General features: G+C 37.0%; 20 protein-coding genes. 11 read left to right on the forward strand and 9 right to left on the reverse strand.

The window, feature by feature from the left end:
- Positions 1 to 132: 132 nt before the first annotated feature.
- Entirely contained in the window at positions 133 to 1,050 is a 918-nt protein-coding gene (locus tag I589_RS02385) for a helix-turn-helix transcriptional regulator (RefSeq protein WP_010769732.1), read from the reverse strand.
- Positions 1,051 to 1,141: 91 nt separating this feature from the next.
- Here I589_RS02385 and I589_RS02390 point away from each other — a divergent pair, with 91 nt between their 5' ends.
- A complete protein-coding gene (locus I589_RS02390) occupies positions 1,142 to 1,564 on the forward strand; it encodes a hypothetical protein (RefSeq protein ID WP_010769731.1) in 423 nt (140 codons plus the stop codon).
- Between the two features lie 427 nt (positions 1,565 to 1,991).
- On the opposite strand, the gene I589_RS02395 is transcribed toward I589_RS02390, so the two are convergent.
- The 6 genes from I589_RS02395 to I589_RS02420 all read right to left on the reverse strand — a co-directional run bounded on the left by I589_RS02395 (position 1,992) and on the right by I589_RS02420 (position 9,060).
- Positions 1,992 to 3,209, reverse strand: a complete 1,218-nt coding sequence (locus I589_RS02395; protein ID WP_016250104.1) for an IS110 family RNA-guided transposase — start codon at positions 3,207 to 3,209, stop codon at positions 1,992 to 1,994.
- 314 nt (positions 3,210 to 3,523) lie between these two features.
- Complete coding sequence (gene phnE, locus I589_RS02400) at positions 3,524 to 4,333, reverse strand: phosphonate ABC transporter, permease protein PhnE (protein ID WP_010769729.1); 810 nt, start codon at positions 4,331 to 4,333, stop codon at positions 3,524 to 3,526.
- Positions 4,334 to 4,348: 15 nt separating this feature from the next.
- A complete protein-coding gene (gene phnE, locus I589_RS02405) occupies positions 4,349 to 5,158 on the reverse strand; it encodes a phosphonate ABC transporter, permease protein PhnE (RefSeq protein ID WP_010769728.1) in 810 nt (269 codons plus the stop codon).
- The gene (phnC, locus tag I589_RS02410) at positions 5,139 to 5,897 is read right to left on the reverse strand and encodes a phosphonate ABC transporter ATP-binding protein (protein ID WP_010769727.1); all 759 of its coding nucleotides are present in this window, start codon (positions 5,895 to 5,897) and stop codon (positions 5,139 to 5,141) included. Before phnC ends, phnE (I589_RS02405) begins: the two co-directional genes overlap by 20 nt.
- 86 nt (positions 5,898 to 5,983) lie before the next feature.
- Positions 5,984 to 7,021, reverse strand: a complete 1,038-nt coding sequence (locus I589_RS02415; RefSeq protein WP_010769726.1) for a phosphate/phosphite/phosphonate ABC transporter substrate-binding protein — start codon at positions 7,019 to 7,021, stop codon at positions 5,984 to 5,986.
- Between the two features lie 614 nt (positions 7,022 to 7,635).
- Entirely contained in the window at positions 7,636 to 9,060 is a 1,425-nt protein-coding gene (locus I589_RS02420) for a glycoside hydrolase family 1 protein (protein WP_010769725.1), read from the reverse strand.
- Between the two features lie 171 nt (positions 9,061 to 9,231).
- Between I589_RS02420 and I589_RS02425 the strand changes: the two genes are divergently transcribed.
- The 3 genes from I589_RS02425 (at position 9,232) to I589_RS02435 (ending at position 12,898) form a co-directional block, all read left to right on the forward strand.
- Complete coding sequence (locus I589_RS02425; RefSeq protein WP_010769724.1) at positions 9,232 to 9,945, forward strand: GntR family transcriptional regulator; 714 nt, start codon at positions 9,232 to 9,234, stop codon at positions 9,943 to 9,945.
- 144 nt (positions 9,946 to 10,089) lie between these two features.
- Positions 10,090 to 11,424, forward strand: coding sequence for a PTS sugar transporter subunit IIC (locus I589_RS02430; RefSeq protein ID WP_010769723.1), 1,335 nt, complete (start codon positions 10,090 to 10,092; stop codon positions 11,422 to 11,424).
- 331 nt (positions 11,425 to 11,755) lie between these two features.
- Entirely contained in the window at positions 11,756 to 12,898 is a 1,143-nt protein-coding gene (locus tag I589_RS02435) for a hypothetical protein (protein ID WP_010769722.1), read from the forward strand.
- A 137-nt stretch (positions 12,899 to 13,035) separates the two neighbouring features.
- Here I589_RS02435 and I589_RS02440 read toward each other — a convergent pair whose 3' ends face one another.
- A complete protein-coding gene (locus I589_RS02440) occupies positions 13,036 to 13,596 on the reverse strand; it encodes a hypothetical protein (protein WP_010769721.1) in 561 nt (186 codons plus the stop codon).
- A gap of 793 nt (positions 13,597 to 14,389) precedes the next feature.
- Between I589_RS02440 and I589_RS02445 the strand changes: the two genes are divergently transcribed.
- From I589_RS02445 to I589_RS02475, 7 genes are all read left to right on the forward strand, one after another.
- Entirely contained in the window at positions 14,390 to 15,214 is an 825-nt protein-coding gene (locus I589_RS02445) for a phosphate acyltransferase (protein ID WP_010769720.1), read from the forward strand.
- Positions 15,215 to 15,250: 36 nt separating this feature from the next.
- Positions 15,251 to 16,321 carry a butyrate kinase gene (gene buk / locus I589_RS02450; RefSeq protein WP_010769719.1) on the forward strand — a complete coding sequence of 357 codons (1,071 nt, stop codon included), beginning with the start codon at positions 15,251 to 15,253 and terminating at the stop codon, positions 16,319 to 16,321.
- Positions 16,322 to 16,334: 13 nt separating this feature from the next.
- On the forward strand, positions 16,335 to 17,744 hold the full coding sequence (gene lpdA, locus I589_RS02455) for a dihydrolipoyl dehydrogenase (RefSeq protein WP_010769718.1): 1,410 nt from the start codon (positions 16,335 to 16,337) through the stop codon (positions 17,742 to 17,744).
- A gap of 17 nt (positions 17,745 to 17,761) precedes the next feature.
- Positions 17,762 to 18,748, forward strand: a complete 987-nt coding sequence (locus I589_RS02460; protein WP_010769717.1) for a thiamine pyrophosphate-dependent dehydrogenase E1 component subunit alpha — start codon at positions 17,762 to 17,764, stop codon at positions 18,746 to 18,748.
- 22 nt (positions 18,749 to 18,770) lie between these two features.
- Positions 18,771 to 19,757, forward strand: a complete 987-nt coding sequence (locus I589_RS02465; protein WP_010769716.1) for an alpha-ketoacid dehydrogenase subunit beta — start codon at positions 18,771 to 18,773, stop codon at positions 19,755 to 19,757.
- 23 nt (positions 19,758 to 19,780) lie between these two features.
- Positions 19,781 to 21,073, forward strand: coding sequence for a dihydrolipoamide acetyltransferase family protein (locus I589_RS02470; RefSeq protein WP_034684308.1), 1,293 nt, complete (start codon positions 19,781 to 19,783; stop codon positions 21,071 to 21,073).
- Between the two features lie 236 nt (positions 21,074 to 21,309).
- Positions 21,310 to 22,362 (forward strand): PTS sugar transporter subunit IIC, encoded by a 1,053-nt coding sequence (locus I589_RS02475; protein WP_010769714.1) that lies wholly within the window; start codon positions 21,310 to 21,312, stop codon positions 22,360 to 22,362.
- Positions 22,363 to 22,387: 25 nt separating this feature from the next.
- Here I589_RS02475 and I589_RS02480 read toward each other — a convergent pair whose 3' ends face one another.
- Positions 22,388 to 23,284: a LysR family transcriptional regulator gene (locus tag I589_RS02480; RefSeq protein ID WP_010769713.1), complete on the reverse strand. Its 897-nt coding sequence runs from the start codon at positions 23,282 to 23,284 to the stop codon at positions 22,388 to 22,390.
- Positions 23,285 to 23,477 lie beyond the last annotated feature (193 nt).

Raw genomic sequence — 23,477 nt, forward strand, 5'->3', positions numbered from 1 at the left:
ATGTTACAAAGGTGTGGAATAACTTAATTAGTTATTCCACACCTTCTTTTTTAGTGTCGAATTTTCGTTTAGGATGAAGGCTGACAGTTTTTTTCTATTTGTATTAGTTGAAAGTACCTACTGAATTTTTTATCAGCTACCGTTAATGTAATCTTGGTCTAAAAGATTCCGAATCTGTTTGATTTCTTCAATCATCTGTTGACGAATAGTCTCTGGCTGTAGAACAGTTACATAACGACCAAAAGATAAAAGGTAGCGAACGAGCCACTCCTGATCAGGAATTTCAGCCGTTACATGCGCAGAACCGTCTTTTTGCATTACGATGCTGCTATAGCTAAACTCATCAAATACCCGGTATAAAATTTCTTTAGAAAAATGCAGAGTCACAGAAATCATTTTAGGCTGTGCTAATAGTTTTGTGTCTTCTGGGGCTTTCATAGGTGAAAAGGTTTGATTTCTTACTTCTATTTGGTACATTCTATTAATTTTAAATGTTCTAAATGCTTCTTTTTCTATACAGTAGGCCTGACAGTACCAGGCTTGTGATTTAAAGAGAAGTTTGACAGGATGACAGACGCGCTTTTCTGAGGTGCCTTTAGGACTAACATAATGAAAGTGAATTTGTCGTTTATGTAAAATAGCAAATTTTAGCTCATTAAACTTATTATCTGAGACGGGTAGTTGATGCCACTGGGAAAAATCAATTTCTAACCAATCCTCATACGGAATGTTAAATAGGGATTTCAGCTTTGAAAAAGATTGTTCGCTTATTTCCGGATTTAGTGTTTGCGTTCCCTTAAGTGCAAGTAAAAGGTTATCTTGTTCTTTTGCAGAAAGTAAAGTTTTTTCAAGAACAAATGTCTGAAGTAAACGAATTCCGCCATTTCTCCCCGGCTCAGTATAGATGGGAATCCCTATTTTACTTAGAGTATCAAGATCTCTATAGATGGTTCGGGTGGAGACCTCAAAGTGATTTGCCAAGGCGGCTGCGGTCGTTTTCTTATGATTTAAAAGATAATAAATGGTTTCAAATAATCGACTATTTTCCAAAATAAGCCCTCCAGATCTTTTTGATAAACCATGACAGAGGATGTCAGGATTCATATGCTACCATTAAACCATATCATAAGGAGGTTAAGTAATGAAATTTAGTATTTTAAACACAACAAAAACAAATAATTTCCATGATCCGGAAATTCAAACAAAAATTGTAGGGCTCTGGGAAAAAAGTGGGGAAACTGTTCAACGTGCTTTAAAAGAGGGAAAAGTTGCAGCGTGTATTTATCATGACTATGCGTCGAACTATAAAGGTGATTATTTGGTATCCATTGCCATAGAAGACAGCAGAAGTGGCGCGTTTGACACATCTGTTTATCAATGGAAAGAGTATCCTGTAGATGAATCTGATAAGCTAGGTGTATTAAAAACGTGGAAAAAAATCTGGGAGGAAGAAGAGCAGCATCTTATTAAAAGGATATATGCATTTGATTTTGAGAGCTACAGACCAGATGGACGTGTGGCGATTCATGTAGCGATACAAGGGGCAGCACCAGAAGAATTCTAAGAAACCAATAGTGCGGTGTATCGAGTGGGAAAAATATGGTAAAACTATGAAGGTGGGACATAACTAATTAAGTTATTCCCCACCTTTGTAACATCTTAATAAAGGTTGGGAACAGAAGCAACTCATCTCCACTGCGTTTCGCTCTCAACAACTTCTACGCATGAGACATGCTAGAGTTGAAGGCTTCGAAAATAAGCTGAAATTCCCAAAGATTTGAGGAACAATCTTCGTGAATTCCTTCTTATTTCTCGGAGCTGAACACTTCTGTCCCGACCTCATTCCTACGATTAGTCAAGAAGAAAATCTAACGATCTTCTTACGTTTTAATTAGGGCAAGAATAACCATCAAAGCACACACCAAATAAACCAGATGTCTACCTGAAATTTTTATCTGGTTTGTGGTATAATTGCTCATAAGGACTTGTCCTTATTGGTCGTTAGAGGCCGTATACGCATAAGCGTACCTTGTATGATTCCTGACCATGGAATACATGCACTTCAGAAGCTTGTTGATACAAGCAACTGTGGCAACCTTCTCTTTCTTAGGAGCAGGTTGCTTTTTTAGTTTATAGTAATAATCTACTAAGTGATTAGGAGCAGCTCGCTGCTGTCGAATCATGTTTCGGATGGTGAAGTAAAGAATTTTCCGTGCCTTTGGATTCCCTCTCTTGTTGATGTGGTCTTTTCCAACATACTTTCCAGATTGAAAGCGTCGAATATCAATCCCAACAAAAGCATTTAGCTTATTTGAAGTAGAGAATCGTTGAATATCACCTAATTCGCCAAGTAAAAGCACAGCGGTCAATTCCCCAATTCCTGGGATTGACTGATATAATTGAAACGCTTCAAAAGGCTGCGCACGTTCAATCATCTGTTGTGCCAACTGGTCCTTTTGTTCAAGTAGGTCTTGAAGCAGACAGGCGTAATATCGAACTTTTTGACACTGAATACTGTCAGAGTCAACGGCAGGATATGCACAGGAAGCGTAGGCCAAAAGTTGATCCGCTTTTTGCCATGCTCTATTTTCCGAGATCTTTTTTCGAGTTGCTTTCATTAAGCGATTTTTGATTTTCGTTCGACTGGAAGAAAGAACAAAGGCGGGATGAGGGAATAGTTCAATAAGGGACAAAGCATAAAGGGTTACACGACTGGAAAAGAACTGTTCTACTTCTGGAAAAGTCAGTTGTAAGGCATTGTGTAAGTCCATGCGAATGCGTTTGATTTTTTCCTCTATTTCTTGATAGAAGCGGGAAAGATCCCGTAAATCCAGGTAGTGTGATTGTTGGAGTTGTTTGATAGGTCGCTGATTTTTCCAATGAGTCTGAGCTAATTGATGGGCATCGGCTTGATCGGTTTTCCAACTACGCAAAGAGCCTTCCTCCAACTGCTTCTTTGCTTCTAAAGGATTTAACAGACTATAGAATAGGTGATTGTCCTGACAAAATTTTTCTAACGGACGAGAGTAGACTCCTGTCGCTTCAAAAACAATTTCAGGTGTATCAGGTAACGACTGAATTTCTTCCAATAACAGATGAAATCCTTGTTGAGTATGCGTAATTTTCCCTTCTGAAAGACAATATTCGTCTTGGTAAAGCACTTTGTAACTTTCCCCTTTTGAGACATCAAAAGCTAAGATAAACGTCATTATTTTTCCTCTTTTCTTTTTTATTGAAAGACCTTCACTGATTCCTTCCGATTCTACTTTCCTTTACACGGACTCGTAGTCCCAACATACTTAAACCTGATTCTAAAAGGATAGTGAAGGAGCTCGGTTTATATTTCGGACTCGTAGTCCTTGAGGTCTTGTTCGAGCTTCCTTTCACCCTCACTATACGCTATAAATAGAAAATAGTGGGTAAGATATTCCGTCGAATATCCTACCCACTAATCTTAGTATGTTTATCTATTGTTTTCAAAACTCGGAGCTTATCTCTTTTACCTGAGACGGAGCAGAGATAACTATCCATTCACTAATTTTCCTCGTAAACGATTGGAAATTACTTCTACCAAAAGAATAAGAAGAATCAGTCCAATCAAGATGGAACCTACTTGATTCCAACGATAAGAATTCATAGCAAAAATTAAAGGAGACCCAATTCCGCCAGCACCTACTAGACCAAGAATCGTAGCATCACGTAAATTCATGTCAAAACGATAGATGGTGATAGAAGTAAAGTTAGCAATTAGCTGAGGGATAATACCGAATCGGATTTTTTCAAATGTTGTACAGCCCATAGCATCCATTGCCTCTAAAATTCCCACGTCAATATCTTCAATAACGTCTACATAGAGCTTTGAGACCATCCCAATAGAAGTTAAAGACATAGTCATTACACCAGCAAATGGGCCAGGTCCGGTAACACGAACAAACATTAAACCATAAACTAATGCAGGAATTGTCCGAATAATGATGACAAAGAAACGTGTTAACAGATAGACCGGTTTTGGCACTACACTAGGAGCCATTAAAAAGGCAACCGGAATAGATAAAATTGCACCGAAAATTGTTCCTAAAAAGGCAATACAAATCGTTTCAAATAAGAGATAAAAGACACCTTGGTCAGTAAAATTCCATAACAAATCCATATCAGGCTGTAAAATTCCTAGAATAATCTTTCCAGCAATTTTTGCGCCTCCTTCATCTGTTGCGTTAAACTGAATGGCAGATAACGACCAGATTAAAGCGGCAAGGATAATGATGGCTAACAAGGCATATTGTTTTTTCTTTGAGGGTTCTTCATTTAGCTTTGCGCTAATTATATCACTCATACCAATTCTCCTTGATTATTGTAGTTTTTTTCGACAGTATTCACTGATGATTTCGATAAGTCCAACAGTAACAACTAAGACAACCAAAATCATACCGACATTTCCATATTCTCGCCAGCCGAGTTGTTCATTTAAGATAATTCCTAACCCGCCAGCCCCTACATATCCTAAAATTGAAGCGTAGCGCAGATTTCCTTCAAAGTTAAAAATAGACGTAGAAAGGTAGGTTGGCAAAATTTCTGGAATGATGGCGTAGCGAAAGGCCTGTAGTTTACTAAGCCCCATTGATTCCAATGCCTCAAATGTACGCATGTCTAAGGATTCAATCTGTTCATAAGTCAATTTTCCAACGTAGGCAACAGTAAAGATAAAAATCGCAAGTGTTCCAGCCATGGTACCCAAACCAAAGATAAATGTTGCGATTAAGGCGGTAACGATTGTTGGCAGGGTTCGCAAAATACTTAATAATAACTTGAAAACAGCGTTGATAATTTTTGATTTAATGATATTAGAAGAAGCAAGAATTGCTAGAGGGACTGCTATAATCGCTCCAGATAACGAGCCCAACAAAGACATTTTAATCGTATCAAATAATGGCTGCCACACACGATCTAAAAAACTGGTTTTTGGTGGAAACATCTCTTTTAGTATGACAAAAAATTGGTGTCCTCGCGTCATTAATACAGAAAATTCAAAGTGAGTAACGCGCATAGCAACAACGGTAAAAAGTAAAACAAGCAAAAGAATGAACGGCAGCTTTGATCGTTTTTCAATCACTGTTTTTCCGTTAGGCAATGTAATGACTTTACTTTTTAACATGGCCATTTCCTTCCTCTAAATAAATGTGATCCAAAATATCCTGGGAAACATTTTCTGTAGAGCCGTCATAAACAATTTCTCCTTTACGAATCCCAATAATGCGATCTGCGTATTCCAAAGCTAAATCCACATGATGAATATTTAGTAAGATTGAAATATCCAGCTCCTGATTAATTCGTTTGAAATCCTCCATAACAAGCTTTGCTGTTACAGGGTCTAGCGCTGCTACGGGTTCATCTGCCAAAATGATATCTGGATTGCCGACTAAAGTCCTTGCTAAGGCAACACGCTGTTGCTGTCCTCCTGAAAGCTGGTCTACTCGAATGTAGGCCTTATCCAAAATCCCCACATTGTCTAAAGCTTGAAGACTGGCAATTTTAGCTTCTTCAGGGAAGATTGCTAATAAACGACGCCACCAGCTTAGTTCAGGAACAGCACTGACAAGTACATTTTTTAATACTGTGCCACGGGTAATTAAGTTAAAGGACTGGAAAATCATTCCAATCTTTCGGCGAAACTTTCGAACTTCTTTTCCTTTGAGACTGGCAACATCTGTATCGTTAACAGTTAAAGAGCCACCTGTGATGTCATGCATCTTATTAACACAACGCAATAGTGTTGATTTCCCAGCACCCGACAGCCCAATAATCGCTACAAATTCTCCTTGTTGAATTTCAACGTTGATATCTTTTAGCCCTACATGTCCATTTGGATAGATTTTTTGGACATTTTCAAATTTTATCATGGTAAAATCCTTTCTACTGTTAAAAATAAAAGCTGGAACAAAAGAGCGAATTGAGCCACTTCTATCCCAACTAAATTTAGTTAATATTATTCTTGGATTAATTTTTGTGCTTTGCGTTCGTTATCGTAATCTTTAGAAGTTGCTTCTTTATAGCCTTCGTGAGTGTAAATAGCAATTACTTCTTTTCCTTCTTCACTTTCACCAATAGCGATAAATGCTTTTTGTAAAGCTGCCTTCAAATCGTCATCCATTGTTTCAGAATTTTTACTAACAGAGATAGTATCGTTGTAAATAGCTGGAGTGACACCAATTACGTTTGTTTCATCCCAGATAGAATCTTTACGAGAATATTCATTTGTCCAGTTCTTTTCAAAGTCGCGTCGGGCATCAGCATATGCAAGAACCACATCTACTTGTCCAGAAGCAAGACGTGCAAAGGCACTACCGTATGAATCAGATTGAACAATATTCTTTAAGTCAGATAGGTTTTTGTCGTAGTTTTCTTTCATCCATAAACCTGGGTAGATGTAACCAGCTGGAGAAGAGGAACTCATGACACTCCAAGAAGCACCATTTAGGTCATCCCACGTTAATTCTTCCCCTTTATTTACTTTATCAGCTAATGCTTGTCCTTTTGAAGAAGGCCCAGCAATCATTAATGCGCGGTAAGATTCTGTTTGTTTGTCGGTAGGTTCTGTTGGTTTATTTTCATTCCAATCAACAGGATTATCACTATCAATTGACAGACCGGCACGTGTAGCAGTCAAGATTACATCTGCTCCATCATCATATAAAACATACGTTCCACCAGGAATGAACCCAACATCAAGCGTGCCGGCAGATAGAGATTCGCCAACTGCTTCATAGTTTGTTCCAACAGTGATGTCAACATCTTTAATGTTATACCCTTGATTTTTCATTTCTTTAATTAACATATCTTTTAACGGTTTTGTTGCAGAAACAATTTCTTCTGGATCGCGAGAAGGAACAAATCCAATAGATAATTTGTCAATTGTTTTATTACCATCTGCATCCGTTTTGTTTTTATCACTTGAACCGCCGCAAGCCGTCAATAGCATTGATAAACCTAAGACACCTGCAAAACTTAACACTTTTTTGAACACGTTTTTTCCCCCTAAATTATAGAACAAATTATTTTGTCGAACTCAGTAAGTATACCATTAAATAAAGTTAGTTGGCGATAGGAATTTAAAAAAATATATGTTAAATATGATTCTTTTTTTGTGTGAAATGTCGTAAAAGAAGAACAATTAAAAATTATATGAAGAAAATATCTGTGTTTATAAGTAGAATGATAAAAGAAGGGGGAGGATAAAAATGTAGCTTATATTCGAGGAAAGGGAGCGGAGCTTTGTTGATAGGATTGTTTGGTAGAAGTGTATGAAATTAAGGTGCTTATTCATCCTAGCGCAGTGTCGATTTTAATAACCAGTAGGATAAATTGATGCTCCTGACTGAATAGAACAATACTTCTTATAGGTAATCTGATTCCTTTTTTTCATCACTCAGAAGAATGACGAAAACTGAGGTTAGAATAGAAGTGTAAAGCCTCGGTAAACCAGTGGGGACTCATTCATCAATGGTGAGAATTTCTGTTTATTTTTGTAGCTATCAATTCTTAAACGTTAGCCATCTTCACTCTTTATTAAGGATTGAAGAGATCTAGACAGAACCATTATGGTAATGTCCAGATCTCCAGATTCTAACACTATTTTGGTTATCTAACCAGCAAGTCTACGTCATAGTCAAATCCATTATCATCGCTTAACTGCTTATAAAATTCTCCACTTTTCTTTATTGTTCTTTTTTGTGTTGGCAAGTCAAGTGAGACCAGACCATACCTGTTTTTATAAGAGTTTATCCATGACCAGCAGTCGATAAATGTCCAAAGGTGATAGCCCTTGATATTACAGCCATCTTCAATTGCAAGCCAGAGATACGCCAGATGATCTTTAATAAAGTCAATTCGATAATCATCAATCACTTGACCAGATTCGTCCATAAACCGTTCTTCATTGGCTACACCCATACCATTTTCAGAAATAAAGGATTCTATGTTTCCATAATTATTTTTAATATCCATACACAAATCATGAATACCTTTTTCATAAATTTCCCATCCACGATATTCATTCATTCGTCTTCCAGGCATAATATGAGGTTCAAAAAACCACTCTGGTAAAAATGGACTCTCAGGGTTAACGGCTGAAGAACGCGCTTTAACTCGACGCGGCTCATAGTAGTTCAAACCTAAGATTTGTGCAGTATTCTCGCTTATTATTGTCAAATCAGACTCTGTGTAGTCAGCAGGTAATTGCTGATTTTGTGCAAGCAAGTCTACTAATGCAGAAGGAAATTCTCCTTTTACCATTGGATCTAAAAAACTGCGTGTATAAAATAAATCAGCAATTTTGGCAGCTTGTACATCTGCAGGATTTTGACTTCGCGGGAAGGTGGGGCTTAAGTTTAAAATGACGCCAATCTTACTCTCAAAAGAATATTTTTTAAATGCCTGAATAGCCTTCGCATGTGCCAGTATAGTAAAGAAGGCAGCCTGTGCGCCACGCTTGAAGTCAATGATATTTGGATAGTGAAAATCTTCCAGATAAGAACCCAAAATAGGGCCTAAAGGTTCGTTGAATGTAAACCAGTGATAAACTAAATCACCGAATTCTTTAAAGCAAGTATCTGCAAAATGAACATAGGCATCGACTACATCTCTTGATTCCCATCCACCTTTATCCTGTAATTTTGCCGGCATGTCAAAATGATAAAGATTTGCAAATACTTTAATACCATTTTGATTCATTTCAGTAAATAAGTCTTTATAAAATGCGATTGCTTTTGGATTAACTGTTCCAACACCATCATCTGGAAACATGCGAGCCCATGAAATTGAAACGCGAAACGAATTGTGTCCAGTTTCTTTCATAAGCTGCACATCTTCTTTGTAACGGTGGATATGATCAGTTGTAATTGAAGAATCTATACGATTATAAAAACGATAGGGCTGCTCTTTGTACCATCGCTCCCATACAGTTTCTGCTTTTCCTGTTTCTCCACGACCTTCTGCTTGTTCAGCCGACCATGCAGATCCCCACCAAAAATTTTCTGGGAAAGTGATTCTTTTTTTCTCTGTCATTGCTAATACCTCCTCATTCATGAGTATCATAACATTACTTTTATTTAAAATAAATAGTTTTAAATAAAAATATATATCTTTTTTCTTTGGGTATAATTTTAATGTAGATTTATGAATGTATTTCATGGTAAAGTATAGTTGTACATAGTGTTTTCAATTGGAGGGAACTGAATGAAAAAAATTGCCAAGTATATGGAAATTTATTTAGATATAAAAAAGAAAATTTCAAATGGCTATTACCAGATTGGCGAGAAGCTGCCTACAGGAGATGAACTGGCTAAACAGTATGATGCCAGCAAGCTAACCGTAAAAAAAGGAATTGATTTACTTGTGTCTGAGGGAGTTCTTAGAAGTCGCAGCGGATTTGGAACAGAAGTATTAAGGACGCCGATTGATAATTCAAAAGTATTTGGACCAAATGAAGGACTGTTTAGTGTAGTAGGCGAAGAGCATGTTAACTCTGAAATTCATACGTTTTCAATTGAATTGCCATCTGAAGAGATAGCAAAAAAATTGGAAATTAGCAGAAAGGATTACGTTTATAATATTATACGAAGTCGGTTTATTGATCGTGCGCCATATTCTATAGAGCAAACCTTCATGCCGTTAACAGTTATTCCTGGTTTGGAACCCAAGCATTTGAAAAAATCAGTCTATTCTTATATTACAAATGACCTAGGATTAGAGATAAAAACTTCACATATTTGGATTAAAGGGGATGTGGCAAAGGAATTTGATGCGCGTATTTTAAATATAGATGTTGGAGAGTTTATGATTGAAGTTGATAAAGTTGTTTCATTGTCATCGGGAACACCGTTTGAGTACTCCTTATCGAGACATATCTATAAAGATTTTATTTTTGAAGCAGTTTTCGTAGAAAATTAAGAGTTTAAAGTCAAAGACTTTGAGCTCTTTTTTTTATTTTTTGAAAAAGTATATAATTTTAAATAAAGATATTTACTTTTTGACTTAAGTGTTGTATTATCAGTTCGTAAAGAGTAATCGGTTTCAAAGTAAAGGAGAGTTTTTATGGAAAAGAGCAGTAAAAAAGATATCATTTTTGAAAAGTTTGGATTGATTGCTACAAAGTTAGGGAACCAAATACACTTGAGAACATTAAGAGATGCATTCGCGACCTTTATGCCGTTCATGATGCTAGCGGGATTTGTCACGTTAATTAACTATGTTATTCTGGAGCCAACAGGATTCATGGGGAAGATTATTTCTCCCGAAACATTAACAACGATTCAAAAAATTGGTATATCTATAGGGAATGGCACATTAAGTATTACGACGTTATTGGTCGTAGCCGCAGTTTCTTATCATATGTGTGTTAGTAGAAATTATACGAACCACATAGCAGCCGTTTTAGTTGCTATCTCAACGTTTGTTGTTTTAACACCGATGACGACAATGTTTACGCCAGAAAATGCTAAGAAGGCAATTGAAGTGACAGGGGTAATTCCGGTTACTCATACAGGAGCTTCAGGTATGTTTGTTGGGATTTTTGTAGGGTTAGCAGCAACGGAACTATTTATTAAGTTATCAAAAAATAAAAAGCTACAGATTAATCTTTCCGGAAATATTCCGCCAGCCGTTTTAAAATCATTTAACGTTTTAATACCTATAATGATTACTATCACATCTTTTGCAATTTTTTCATTCCTTATTCTTCAACTGTTTCATATGGATGTAAATAGTTTGATTACAAATGTTGTTACTGCACCGCTAAGTAAGGTGACAACTGGATTGCCAGGATTTTTGTTAATTACGTCAATTGCCAATTTATTTTTTGGATTTGGGATTCATCAAGCAGTTATTTCTGGTTCATTGTTAGATCCCTTTTTAATTCAAAATATGCAAGAAAATATGGCTGCCTATGCGAACAAAGAGCAAATTCCACATATTATAAATATGGCATTTAAAGATACCTTCGCAGTTATGGGTGGCTCAGGAAATACCATTGCTTTATTGATTGCCATATTTATTTTTAGTCGTCGTAAAGACTATAAAGATTTTGCTAAGCTATCTGTAACGCCAGCAATATTTAATATCAGTGAGCCTATTATTTTTGGCTTGCCAATTGTATTCAATATAAGTTTAATCATTCCGTTTGTTCTAGCACCTATTTTTTCATTAACTGTTGCGTATTTTGCTACTTCTGTTGGTTTGATTAATCGTGTGGTGGTACAAATTCCATGGACAACACCACCTGTTATATCGGGGTTTCTTGCAACTGGTGGCGATTGGAGAGCTGCTATACTGCAAATTTTAATTATAGTAGCTAGTGTCTTTATTTACCTGCCATTCTTACGTGTGGATGAAAAAGTGACCGCTAAAATGAGTGTAGAAGAAGAGCAATAAAATGTTATTCCTACTCTATTTGAATAAGTGAAGTAAAAAATATCGATTAAGACTCGCATAAAAATTAGGAAATTAATTTCGTGATGATATGCGAGTTTTTATATGTAGAATCTATCTATAGGACGCTTTTCTTTTGGGGAAAATGAATCATAAGTTAGATTTAGTTGCCTAATTCAAAAAATTAAATTACATTCCAATCTATTTTGTAATCGTCGCCATTCCCTTTTTAAAAACATTTTTATCAATAAAAAATAAAATAATAGTAGACTGTAAAAATCTTTGTGATATAATTAACAATAGATACATAAATATTATTAGGGGGAAGTAAAAAATGAAAAAAATTACGTTAACAACGGTAGCGTTATTGGCGCTATTGGCAATGACAGGTTGCTCACCCGATGATAAGGGATCTTCAAGTTCTTCTAGCACGGCAACTTCACAAAGTAGTTCAGTGACTGCTGAAAGCTCAAGTGAAACAGCAAGTGCGGAGATTAAAATTGCTGATGGAAGCACAACAGATTCAGCTCCAGCAGAAGGAACAGTCTATATGAGACAGCTGTTGACAGCACCTCACGGAACAAAATCTTTTGCTGTAGTGAATGTGACAATGAATGGAGATAAAATTTTAAATGTTCAATTAGATGAATTTCAATATGTATCACCTGATGATTTTGAAGGGGTACCAAACGCAAAAGGCGCATTCGGTGAAGCTTTCCCAGCGGATACTGTATTATCTAGTAAACGTGTAAATAATGAAGCGTACTCTAAGATGATGGCAGACAAAGGTGGCGCAACACAAACATGGGAAGAGAGTATGAGTGCCATTGCAAAATTTGCTGAAGGAAAAACAGCGACCGAATTAGAAGCAGCTGTTAAGGATTTAGATGCATTAGGAAAAGACGGAAACCCTGCCGATGTAGTAACAGGTGCAACATTCTCTGATACGTCAGGCTACTTGCAATCTATCATTGATACAGCAAATAAAGGAATGATTTTTGAAGGAGAAAAAACAGAAGCAGCTAATCTGAAAGAAGTGCAAGTTCTTGGTGCGCCTCACGGAGATAAATCATTCTCAGTAACAACCGTTGCACTAGACGGAGAGAAATTAGCTGCCGTAGCTTTAGATGAATTCCAATATGTTAGCCCAGCTGACTTTGGAGGGGTACCGAACTCTGATGCTGATTTTGGTGCAGATGTGAAGGATGGATTGGTGTTGTCTTCAAAAGAAGCAAACAATGAAGCCTATTCATCAATGATGGCAGATAAAGGTGGTGCTACAAACACCTATGCAGACAATATGAAAGCTGTGACTCAATTTGCATTAGGAAAAACAGCAGCTGAATTAGAAAAGACTATTGGTGAGCTTGATAAATTAGGCGAAGATGATAGTCCAGCAGATGTAGTAACAGGCGCAACATTCTCTGATACTGCAGGATACCTGCAAGCAATTGTTGATGCGATGAAAGCTGTTTAACTGATTATAAAATAGATAAATAAACACCAGTAGAGCCTTTTAAAAAGCTTTACTGGTGTTTTTGAATACGATATAAATTTTTTCTTCCTTATATAGAAAGCAGTTTACACAATAAAAGTAAACCAATAGGGAACTTATTATAACTCAACCACATTTCCTATACTTTCATCTACATCTACAAAATATTTTTTTAAGTTATTTTTATCGTAGTATACAATGACTTTATTGTCAGAGAGAAATGGAATTGGGTTTCTTCGGAGCAGTTTGCTTTTAAAATTCAACTGTTCTCCTGTGAGTTTTTTATAAGAACATATAAGATACATAGCAGGGTAGTGGTTCACCCTAACGTGAGAAGGCAGATAGTCAACAACCTCGGCAACTATTTTTTCTCCAGAATCCTTTAGATTAATCACTCTCTTTTTTTTATAATAATTCCTGCCAATAAAAATACCAGCTGTAACTAAAAGTAGCCCGCCAACACCGCCAAACGTGCTTAAGAAAATTAACCGAAAAGTGTGAACATTAGCAGCAGAATAAGGTTGTTCAACACCATTTACTGACATATGAAAGTTACTTTCGTTTATTGGAATAATCTGTAAAATAAGTCCTATACTGAGAAACAGTAACCCTAGACCAAGAAGGAGATAGCCTACCCAAGTGAAATTGTAAAAGAAGCTTTTTCTTTTTTTAAACTGCATAAAATCCTCCGCTAAAATTAGTAATTACAGTCTTATTATAGCGGAATGCTAACGAGTGAACAAGTTTGCTTGTTGGAGTAAATAAGGGGAATAAACATGTAATTGACAGACTTCTTTGTTAGAAGCTAGGTAAAAAGACTAGATGGGTTGCTTTGATAATCTTAATAAAGCGGCACTAGACAGTGTAGAATAAAAGAAAAAATATTGATGGCAATCGTCACGACAAGAGATGAACGCCATACTTGTAAAATGGTCAAACTCTATCTAAAAAAAGAGGTTGAACTTATCAATAAGTATAAACTATTTTCGCTTTAATTAAGTGGATAAGACAAACCAAAACAACAGGTTCATTAGTTTGCGCGAGGATAGGTTTCTGCTTTGGTCAGATAGTCATGAACAATAGTTAATTTCAAAACTGTTTCATCAAGTTGCTACTCATCTTTTATTTGATAGATGCTTAATTTTAGTAGTTATTATCTAATAGAAAATCATTAAAATTTCACAAACTTTAGATTGGAAAGTCTGTTGACTTTTCAGTCTTTTTTTTTGTGAAAAAAGAGAAAATCTATCCCTGCTAAATGAGAAATAGTGAGTGAATAAATATTCTGAAAATTTAATCTTTTTATGAAAAATATTGAAAAAATAACTTTTTGAAAAGAAGAACGCTGAGTTACAGGCTTTTTTGAGAGGTATTAATATTATTAATATTGAAATAGGAATTAACAATTTGTATCCGTTTTCATTAAGAGGTAAATTAAATATAGCAAGAAGATTGAATGAATGAGGTGGGAAAATGATTACTGTTTCTGTGGCAGGCGGCTCACAGCCTGAAATTTTAGAACTAGTAAAAATGGCAAAAAAACAGCATTCTGATGAGCTTTCGTTTGTTGTATTTGATACAAATGAAAATATTGCAGATGAATCTATATGGACGTATCAGAAATGTGAGGATGAGCTGGAGGTAGCAAAAAGGGCAGTTGCCCTTGTAGCAAATGGCGAGGCAGATATTTTATTAAAAGGAATTATTCAAACACATACTTTATTAAAAGAATTATTAAATAACGATCATGAGTTGAAAACAAAAAAGGTGTTATCTCATGTTGCGATGGTGGAGTTGCCAGAATTTAATCAATCGTTTTTATTAACAGATTGTGCAATGAATATTGCACCTACTCAAGAAACTATGATAGAAATTATCGAGAATGTGAAAGAAGTGGCCCACAAGATTGGCCTTGCTTCACCCAAAATTGCACTGCTAAGTGCCGCAGAAAATTACAACCCAAAAATGCCTTCATCTGTCTTAGCAACAGAGATGACAAAGCAGTTTCAAAACGTACAAGATGCAATCATTTTCGGCCCGCTTTCTTTTGATTTAGCTTTATCAAAAGAAGCTGTTGCACACAAACGTTATGAAGGACCTATTATGGGAAATGCGGATGTGCTCGTTGTCCCAGCGATTGATGCAGGAAATGCTCTTTATAAATCACTGACCATTTTTGCAGGGGCAAAAGTTGGCGGAACGATTGTAGGAACAAAAGTTCCTGTGGTGTTAACTTCCAGAAGTGATTCTACACAGAGTAAGCTACACTCGCTAGAATTTGCAATAAAACAGATATAGAAACCAGTTTATTAAAAGAAGAGCAGGAGAGAAAGTATGGAACCTATTTTAGTTATTAATCCAGGATCAACATCAACAAAGTTAGCCATTTTTAGTAACCATGAATTAATAGCAGAAGAAACAATTCGTCATAGTTTAGAGGAAATTGCCCAGTTTAAGGGCGTGATTGATCAAATCGATTTTCGCTATAAACTAATTTTAGCGTTTATTGACAAACATCACTTGTCAGAAAAACTAGTCGCTGTTGTCGGACGTGGAGGATTATTAAAACCAATTCCAGGAGGCACCTACAATATTAATGAAGACATGCTCGCTGACTTAAAAGAAGAAAGATACAATACACACGCATCCAATTTAGGAGCGATTTTAGCAAATGAAATTGCCGAAAAGTGGGGGATTCCAGCTTATATAGTCGATCCTGTAGTGGTAGATGAACTCCAGCCATTAGCAAAAATTTCTGGGTTAAAAGGAATTGACAGACGAAGTGTGAGTCATGCGCTAAATCAAAAAGCAGTAGCAAGAAAGATTACTGGCGATTTAGGGAAAACCTATGAAACCAGTTCGGTTATCGTCGCCCATCTAGGTGGCGGTATAAGTGTTGGTGCGCATAAAAATGGGAAGATGATTGATGTGATTAACGGCTTGGATGGAGAAGGAGCGTATACTCCTGAAAGAAGCGGAGGACTTCCATTGGTGGACTTTGCAGACTTGGTTATCCAAAAAAAATTATCACTGGCTGAGGTAAAAAAACTGATTGCCGGTAATGCAGGCATTAAGTCTTATCTAGGGGAAACAGATTTAAGAATTGTTGAAAAACGAATGAATGAAGGCGATGAAGAGGCAAAGTATTACTTAGATGGTATGTGCTATCAAGTTGGAAAAAGCGTTTCAGAGCTTGCAGCTGTTTTAAAAGGAAAGGTAGACGCCATTATTTTAACAGGTGGAGTGATGTATTCAGAGTATACAAGAAATAAGATTACAGAGTATGTGGAATGGATAGCTCCTGTAAAGGTCTTTCCCGGTGAAATGGAGATGGAAGCTTTGTATGAAGGAGTCTATCGTGTCTTGAACGGTGAAGAAACAGCATTAGACTATCAAAGAGCATGAGGAGTGATGAAAAGTGGCAGAACAAACTGATTTACTTATTTTAGGTGGCGGAACAGGCGGTTATGTGGCAGCGATTCGGGCAGCTCAAAGCGGGTTGAAGGTAACGATTGTTGAAAAATATAAATTAGGAGGGACGTGTTTACACAAAGGATGTATTCCAACAAAAGCGTTACTGCGAAGCGCAGAAGTTTATGACACGTTGAAGGCAGCAAACACATTTGGGATTGAAACAAAAGAAGCGGTAGTAAATTTTAAAAAGATTCAAGAACGTAAGCAATCAGTCATTAACCAACTACACAAAGGGGTCGAAGGGTTATGCAAGAAAAATAAAATTACTGTTTTGGAAGGAGAAGGAGCTGTTTTAGGACCCTCTATCTTCTCTCCAGTTTCTGGTGCGGTTGCTGTTACCTTTAATGATAAAAGCAAAGAAGAAGAAATTATCGTTCCAAAAAATGTGATTATTGCAACAGGTTCAAGTCCTAGAACATTACCGAATTTACCTTTAGATGAAAAAATGATTTTATCCTCTGACGGTATGTTGGAATTAGAAACTTTACCAGAGTCAATCGTGATTGTCGGCGGCGGAGTTATCGGCGTGGAATGGGCATCATTATTGAACAGCTTAGGAGTAAAAGTGACAATTGTTGAATTTTTAGATCGATTATTAATAAATGAAAGCGTTTCTATTTCTCGCGAGCTGAAGAAGAGTTTAGAGAAAAAAGGAATTCGTATTCTGCTTAGCAGTAAAGTGGAATCTGCAGAAATTACAGATGAAAAAGTAGCTGTAACGATTGAAGGAAAAGAGCCGATAACTGTCGATAAAGTCATGGTAGCGATTGGTCGTTCTCCAAATGTGGAGGGATTTGGGTTACAAAATACTTCAGTAAAATACAATCCAAAAGGGATAGAAGTCAATGAATTTTATCAAACGACAGAAGGACATATCTATGCAATCGGTGATTGTATCGATACGATGCAGCTAGCGCATGTAGCCATGAAAGAAGGCGAATTGGCTGTTGCTCACATACTTAAAGAAACCGTTGAACCATTAAATTATACGAATGTTCCTCGTGGTGTGTATACAAATCCTGAAATAGCAAGCGTGGGGTATGTGAAAGAAAATGTACCGAAAGAGAAAAAAGTAAAAATTGGCACCTTTAATTTTTCCGGAAATGGGAAATCATTGGTTTATGGGGAAAGCGAAGGGTTCGTAGAAGTGATTCGCGATCTTGAAACAGATGATTTATTAGGTGTTTCTATCATAGGACCGCATGCGACAGACTTAATCACTGAAGCAAGCACTGCAATCTATATGGATGCCTCTCCGATAGAAATTGGCGAAGCAATTCATCCGCATCCGACGTTAACAGAAGCAATTCAAGAAGCAGCATTAGACACATATGGCAAAGCCATTCATAAATAATAGAAAGGTTGATAACTATGAAAACGTTGAAAAAATCAGGTTTAAGTAAAGAAGAAATGATTCAGGCTTACCGAGAGGTCTTGAGAGGACGACGCTTAGACGAACGGTTGTGGCAATTGACACGAATTGGGAAAACCTCCTTTAATATCTCTGGTCAAGGGGCAGAAGTTGCTCAAGTAGCAATGGCAATGGCTTTTGATCCGAAAAAAGATTACTTTTTACCTTACTATCGTGATATGACTGCTTGCTTAGTATGGGGAATGACGTCAAAAGATGTATTACTTGGTTCATTTGGGAAAGAAGCAGATCCTTCTTCTCACGGTCGTCAAATGCCAAACCATTATGGCTCAAAAGAACATAATATCGTTTCTTTCTCCTCCACTGTAAGTACACAAATGCCGTTAGCAACCGGTGTCGCTTATTCCGCACAATTGGAAAAATCTGACTTTGTTACTTTAACAACAACAGGAGAAGGCTCGGCAAATCAAGGAGAAGTTCAAGAAGCGATGAACTTCGCAGGTGTGAAAAAATTACCAGTTATCTTCGTCGTAGAAAACAATGATTACGCAATTTCTGTTCCAATCAAAGAACAGTATGCGAATGAAAAAATGTCTGATCGTGCACATGGCTATGGATTTGAAGGAATCACAGTTGACGGAAATGATTTTACAGAAGTCTATCTAACCTTCAAAAAAGCTGTTGAAGATGCACGAAGTGGAAAAGGGCCTAAATTGATTGAGTTAATGGTTTCTCGTTTAACCTCTCATTCGGCAGATGATGATCAAAATGTGTATCGTTCAAAAGAAGAAATCGAAGAGATGAAGAAACATGATCCATTAGATACATTTGAAAAACAATTGATTGATGAAGGGTATCTATCAAAAGAAGAAATCGAAAAAATGGATGAAGAAGTTCGTGCAGAAGTGGATAAAGCGACTGACGAAGCAGAGGCAATGCCAGATCCATTAGCATCATCACTATTAGAACAAGTGTACGCAAAATAAAAGACGGAGAGGAATGAATAAAATGGCTGAAATGACATATTTAGAGGCAATTAATTTAGGGATTTCAGAAGAAATGTCTCGTGATGAGAAAGTAGTTATTTTTGGAGAAGACGTGGGTGGAGAAAAAGGCGGCGTATTTGGTGTAACAAAAGGATTAGCTGCAAAATTTGGTGATGATCGCTGTTTTAATACACCCCTTACTGAAGGACTTATTGGCGGGCTTGCGATTGGTTTAGGATTAAGAGGCTATCGAGCGATTGGTGAATTTCAGTTTGCAGATTACATTTTACCTGCGACAAATCAAATTTTATCAGAAGCAAGAACCATGCGTTATCGTACAAAAGGGGACTGGACTGCACCGATTGTGTACCGGACTCCTTATGGTGGTGGTGTTCGTGGTGGACTCTATCACTCGCAATCAACAGAAAAAATCTTTTGTGGTCAACCAGGATTACGTGTCGTAACTCCTTCTAATCCATATGACGCAAAAGGGATGATAAAAGCGGCAATCCGCTCAGATGATCCAGTTATTTTCTATGAACATAAACGGTTATACCGCTTGTTGAAAGATGAAGTACCAACGGATGATTACATTGTGCCAATTGATAAAGCGAATGTTGTTCGTCAAGGATCCGACATTACAGTAATTGGCTATGGAATGATGCTTCAATATATCCTATCTGCAGCAGAAAAATTAGCGCAAGAAGGGATTGAAGTAGAAGTAGTAGATGTCCGCTCATTGTATCCGCTTGATCGTGAAACACTTGTAAATGCCGCCAAAAAAACGGGGAAAGTACTACTAGTAACAGAAGATAATAAAGAAGGAAGCGTTATGAGTGAGATTGCAGCAATGATTTCAGAAGATGCATTATTCGATTTAGACGCACCGATTCAAAGACTTGCAGGACCAGACGCGCCTAGCATGGGCTACGCATTACCGCTTGAAAGAGAGTTCTTAGTAAACGAAGAACAAGTAACCACTGCAATGAGAGAGTTAGCAGCATTTTAATGGTGGATGAGGAGGAATAAATGATGGCAATAAAAGAGATTCTAATGCCCAATTTAGGGGAAAGTGTCACAGAAGCTTCAGTCGTTCAATGGCTGGTACAACCTGGTGACAAAGTAAAAAGATATAGTCCATTAATGGAAGTTGTCTCCGATAAAGTGACAACAGAGGTGCCTTCAGATTTTGAAGGAGTGGTAAAAGAGCATTTAATAGAACTAGATACAGATGTGCCAATTGGGACAGCTGTAATGACTCTTGAGGTGGAAGGTGATGATTCAAAAACTGTTCCATCAGTTCCAGTCGAAGCAAGCACTACAGAGGTGAAGGAACAACCTGATACACCTGTTGCGGCTGCGCCAAAACCTGCTGGCAAGAATGCTGGGCGCTATTCACCTGCTGTGTTGAAGTTAGCACAAGAAAAAGGAATTGATTTGACAGAAGTAACGGGTACTGGAAATGAAGGAAGAATCACTCGAAAAGATATTATGAACTTCACTCCAGCAGCGATTGAAAAACCGGCAGTACTAGAAGCGGCACCAAAACAAGCAGCACCAGAGCCTGTTGCGCCAGCGTCAGTGAAACCAGCAACGCCTGCTCCTGCTCACATTCCAACAAATGGCAATGATACCGTTGTACCAGCAGATGGTGTTCGTAAAGCAATTGCAAAGAAAATGGTTCAAAGTGTCAACGAAATCCCACATGCCTGGATTATGGTTGAAGCAGATGTATCAAATATTGTTTCTCTTAGAAATAGTGTAAAAGAAGACTTCAAAAAGCAAGAAGGAATGTCACTCAGCTTCTTCCCATTCTTTGCAAAAGCAGTGGTTCAAGCGTTGAAGAAAAATCCAAAAATCAATACGTCTTGGCAAGATGGAAATATTATCTATCACAATGATATTAATTTATCCATTGCAGTAACAACAGACGATCATCTATACGTTCCAGTGATTCATCAAGCGGACAACTACTCACTGGCCGGTTTGACAAAAGAAATCAATCGCCTAGCAGGAGATGTTAGATCAGGAACACTGGCAAATGCAGATATGCAAGGTGGAACCTTCACTTTAAATAATACCGGCAGTTTAGGTTCTGTTCAGTCAATGGGCATTATCAATCATCCGCAAGCAGCTATTTTGCAGGTTGAATCAATTAATAAACGTGTGGTTCCAACCAAAGATGGCGGATTCAAGGTAGCAGACATGGTAAATTTATGTCTATCTATTGACCACCGTATTTTAGATGGACAGCAAGCAGGGAAATTCTTGAAGGATGTAAAAGAAAACTTAGCAAGATTTTCAAATGAATCAGACATTTATTAAGCATTAAAAAAGAGCACAAATAACAGAAGAGAAAAGATCATCTGAGTATTTCAAGTGATTCAGCGAGGTAAATGCTTGGATGATTTTTTACTAGAATTGTTTTAAAAATTGATGTTATAAAAAGTGGCTGACAAAAATAACTAGTGAGTTACTCAAAAAAGTGATTTTCATCTAGTCATTCGGGTCACATGCCATGAGGTAACTAAATTAAAAAATAAAAAATAGGGGAATCGATTATGACTAATGATGCCGTTCAAACAAAAATGACACCAAAGATTTTCTTTAACAAATTATTAGCCGGTACGGCTCAAGGAACGATTATTGCGTTAATTCCCAATGCAGTATTAGGTGCTATTTTAAAATATTTCTCTGATATCACAATCGTTCAGATGATTATCAATGCAGGGCTGATTTTTCAGGTGGCAACCCCACTAATTATTGCCGCACTTATTGCTAAGCAGTTTGATTTAACCCCAGCTAGAATGATGATTGTTGGCGGTGCCGCGTTTGCTGGTGCAGGGGTGATTAAATATAATCCAGATGTAGGTGGATTTGTTGCTGCTGGAACAGGAGATATTATCAACATCATGATTACTGCTGCAATTGCAGTCTTGATGGTTCGTTTTATTGATAATAAGTTTGGTTCTGTTGAAATTATTGCCATGCCAATTGTTGTAGGAGTGGGAGCGGGACTTATCGGAATGCTTCTTTATCCATATGTCACACAGATTACCGTTGCTATTGGAAAAATTATCAATAACTTTACTGATTTCCAACCAATTATTATGAGTATACTTATTGCTTGTTCCTTTGCTGCGCTCATTATCTCACCTATTACAACGGTTGCGATTGGGTTGGCTATCCAACTAAATGGTGTTTCTGCAGGAGCTGCTGCGATGGGCATTGCTGCAACAACAATTGTTCTGGTGATTAATTCATGGAAAGTGAATCAGTCAGGAGTAACAATTGCCGTTGCCCTAGGTGGAATGAAGATGATGATGCCGAATTTATTTAAATATCCGATTATTTTAGTACCTTGCTTATTCACAGCTATTATTTCTGCTATTCCAGTAGCTCTGTTCAATATTTCTGGAACACCGCAATCTGCTGGATTTGGTCTGGTAGGACTCGTTGGACCACTTGCGTCTTTAGATGCAGGGTTGAATATTCTCTTGTTAATTCTATCTTGGTTTGTTGTACCGATTGTAGCGGGTCTATTCTCTAAATTTTTATTTGAGAAGCTACTAAAATTGTATGACAGTAATGTAGTATTTGCTTATCAGGGGTAGAAAAAAGTGAATGGGAGAGGACAGCTTAATTATTTTTGATGATTTCAATAAAGTCCTTGATATCCTTGGAGACATGGTAATCATCTCTTAAGGCGATTCCGATAGGGAAATAATCATACTTGTCTTTCAAAGGAATCCATTTTAGACCATCACTTTTCCCTACTTCCCGATATTCAATTGGCAAAATACAAATAGAATCATTCTTATGGAGACTATAAAGCAAAACTTGAAGATCATCATTGTATAAGACGACATTAGGCTCGTATCCAAAATCATTTCCTCGATCGATTAGCAAACGTCCTAACATGAAATTGGTTGTTAATGAAGAAAAACGTTGATCTTTCAAGTCTCTAAATGTAAGCATATTTCGTTTAGACAATGGATTTGATTCAGGGACAACGACATGAACATGGTAACCACGAGTCGTCGTTTCAAGTGCTTCAAAAGAAAGCGACTCAGGAAAAAGGTTGGGATAGGAAATCAATCCAATATCCAGTTCTTTTTGGTCTAGCATTTCTTGTAGATAAGGAGAACCATCTTGTTTGATAGCTAAATCCACGTGTGGATGAGTTTCTAGATAAAGAGAGATTTCCTTCATAAATTGGACAGAAAAAAGTGTTGTAATTCCCAGACGTATTTTTACTTTTGTTTCATTACTTTGTTCATTCATATTGTGAATATCGACAATCAGCTGATCAAACTGTTGAACAACGGGTAGTCCGTGCTCGTATAGATAGGCACCTGTATTAGTTAACTGATAGGGTTTGTTTACATGAGTAAAGAGCGTGGTACGTAGTTCACTTTCTAATTTTTTGATTGCCAATGAGAGTGTAGGTTGAGTAACGAATAAGTTGCGAGCTGCAGCAGATAAGTTATGTGTGTTGGTTACTTCAATGAAGTATTTCAATTGTTGGATATTCATAAGCTCACCTTTCAAATCATATTTTTAAAAGCGGTTACATTTCGATTTAGATACGACGTGTAACAACACTCATTTTAACATAAGTATTGTTGTTATAAGTGAAATTTGTCAAAATCTATGTTTGAATTTACAAGATTATAAGGTTAATCTAATAGTGTATTTTTTCACTAGAGGTTGACGAACAAATAACTAA

The organism is Enterococcus phoeniculicola ATCC BAA-412, assembly GCF_000407505.1.
GTDB lineage: Bacteria > Bacillota > Bacilli > Lactobacillales > Enterococcaceae > Enterococcus_K > Enterococcus_K phoeniculicola.

Coding starts and splice junctions, on each gene's coding strand:
- I589_RS02440 (WP_010769721.1), bottom strand. CDS start 13,596: ATGCAGTTTAAAAAAAGAAAAAGCTTCTTTTACAATTTCACTTGGGTA.
- I589_RS02480 (WP_010769713.1), bottom strand. CDS start 23,284: ATGAATATCCAACAATTGAAATACTTCATTGAAGTAACCAACACACAT.
- I589_RS02430 (WP_010769723.1), top strand. CDS start 10,090: ATGGAAAAGAGCAGTAAAAAAGATATCATTTTTGAAAAGTTTGGATTG.
- buk (WP_010769719.1), top strand. CDS start 15,251: ATGGAACCTATTTTAGTTATTAATCCAGGATCAACATCAACAAAGTTA.
- I589_RS02445 (WP_010769720.1), top strand. CDS start 14,390: ATGATTACTGTTTCTGTGGCAGGCGGCTCACAGCCTGAAATTTTAGAA.
- I589_RS02420 (WP_010769725.1), bottom strand. CDS start 9,060: ATGACAGAGAAAAAAAGAATCACTTTCCCAGAAAATTTTTGGTGGGGA.
- I589_RS02465 (WP_010769716.1), top strand. CDS start 18,771: ATGGCTGAAATGACATATTTAGAGGCAATTAATTTAGGGATTTCAGAA.
- phnC (WP_010769727.1), bottom strand. CDS start 5,897: ATGATAAAATTTGAAAATGTCCAAAAAATCTATCCAAATGGACATGTA.
- I589_RS02425 (WP_010769724.1), top strand. CDS start 9,232: ATGAAAAAAATTGCCAAGTATATGGAAATTTATTTAGATATAAAAAAG.
- I589_RS02475 (WP_010769714.1), top strand. CDS start 21,310: ATGACTAATGATGCCGTTCAAACAAAAATGACACCAAAGATTTTCTTT.
- phnE (WP_010769729.1), bottom strand. CDS start 4,333: ATGAGTGATATAATTAGCGCAAAGCTAAATGAAGAACCCTCAAAGAAA.
- I589_RS02390 (WP_010769731.1), top strand. CDS start 1,142: ATGAAATTTAGTATTTTAAACACAACAAAAACAAATAATTTCCATGAT.
- phnE (WP_010769728.1), bottom strand. CDS start 5,158: ATGGCCATGTTAAAAAGTAAAGTCATTACATTGCCTAACGGAAAAACA.
- I589_RS02435 (WP_010769722.1), top strand. CDS start 11,756: ATGAAAAAAATTACGTTAACAACGGTAGCGTTATTGGCGCTATTGGCA.
- I589_RS02470 (WP_034684308.1), top strand. CDS start 19,781: ATGGCAATAAAAGAGATTCTAATGCCCAATTTAGGGGAAAGTGTCACA.
- I589_RS02395 (WP_016250104.1), bottom strand. CDS start 3,209: ATGACGTTTATCTTAGCTTTTGATGTCTCAAAAGGGGAAAGTTACAAA.
- I589_RS02460 (WP_010769717.1), top strand. CDS start 17,762: ATGAAAACGTTGAAAAAATCAGGTTTAAGTAAAGAAGAAATGATTCAG.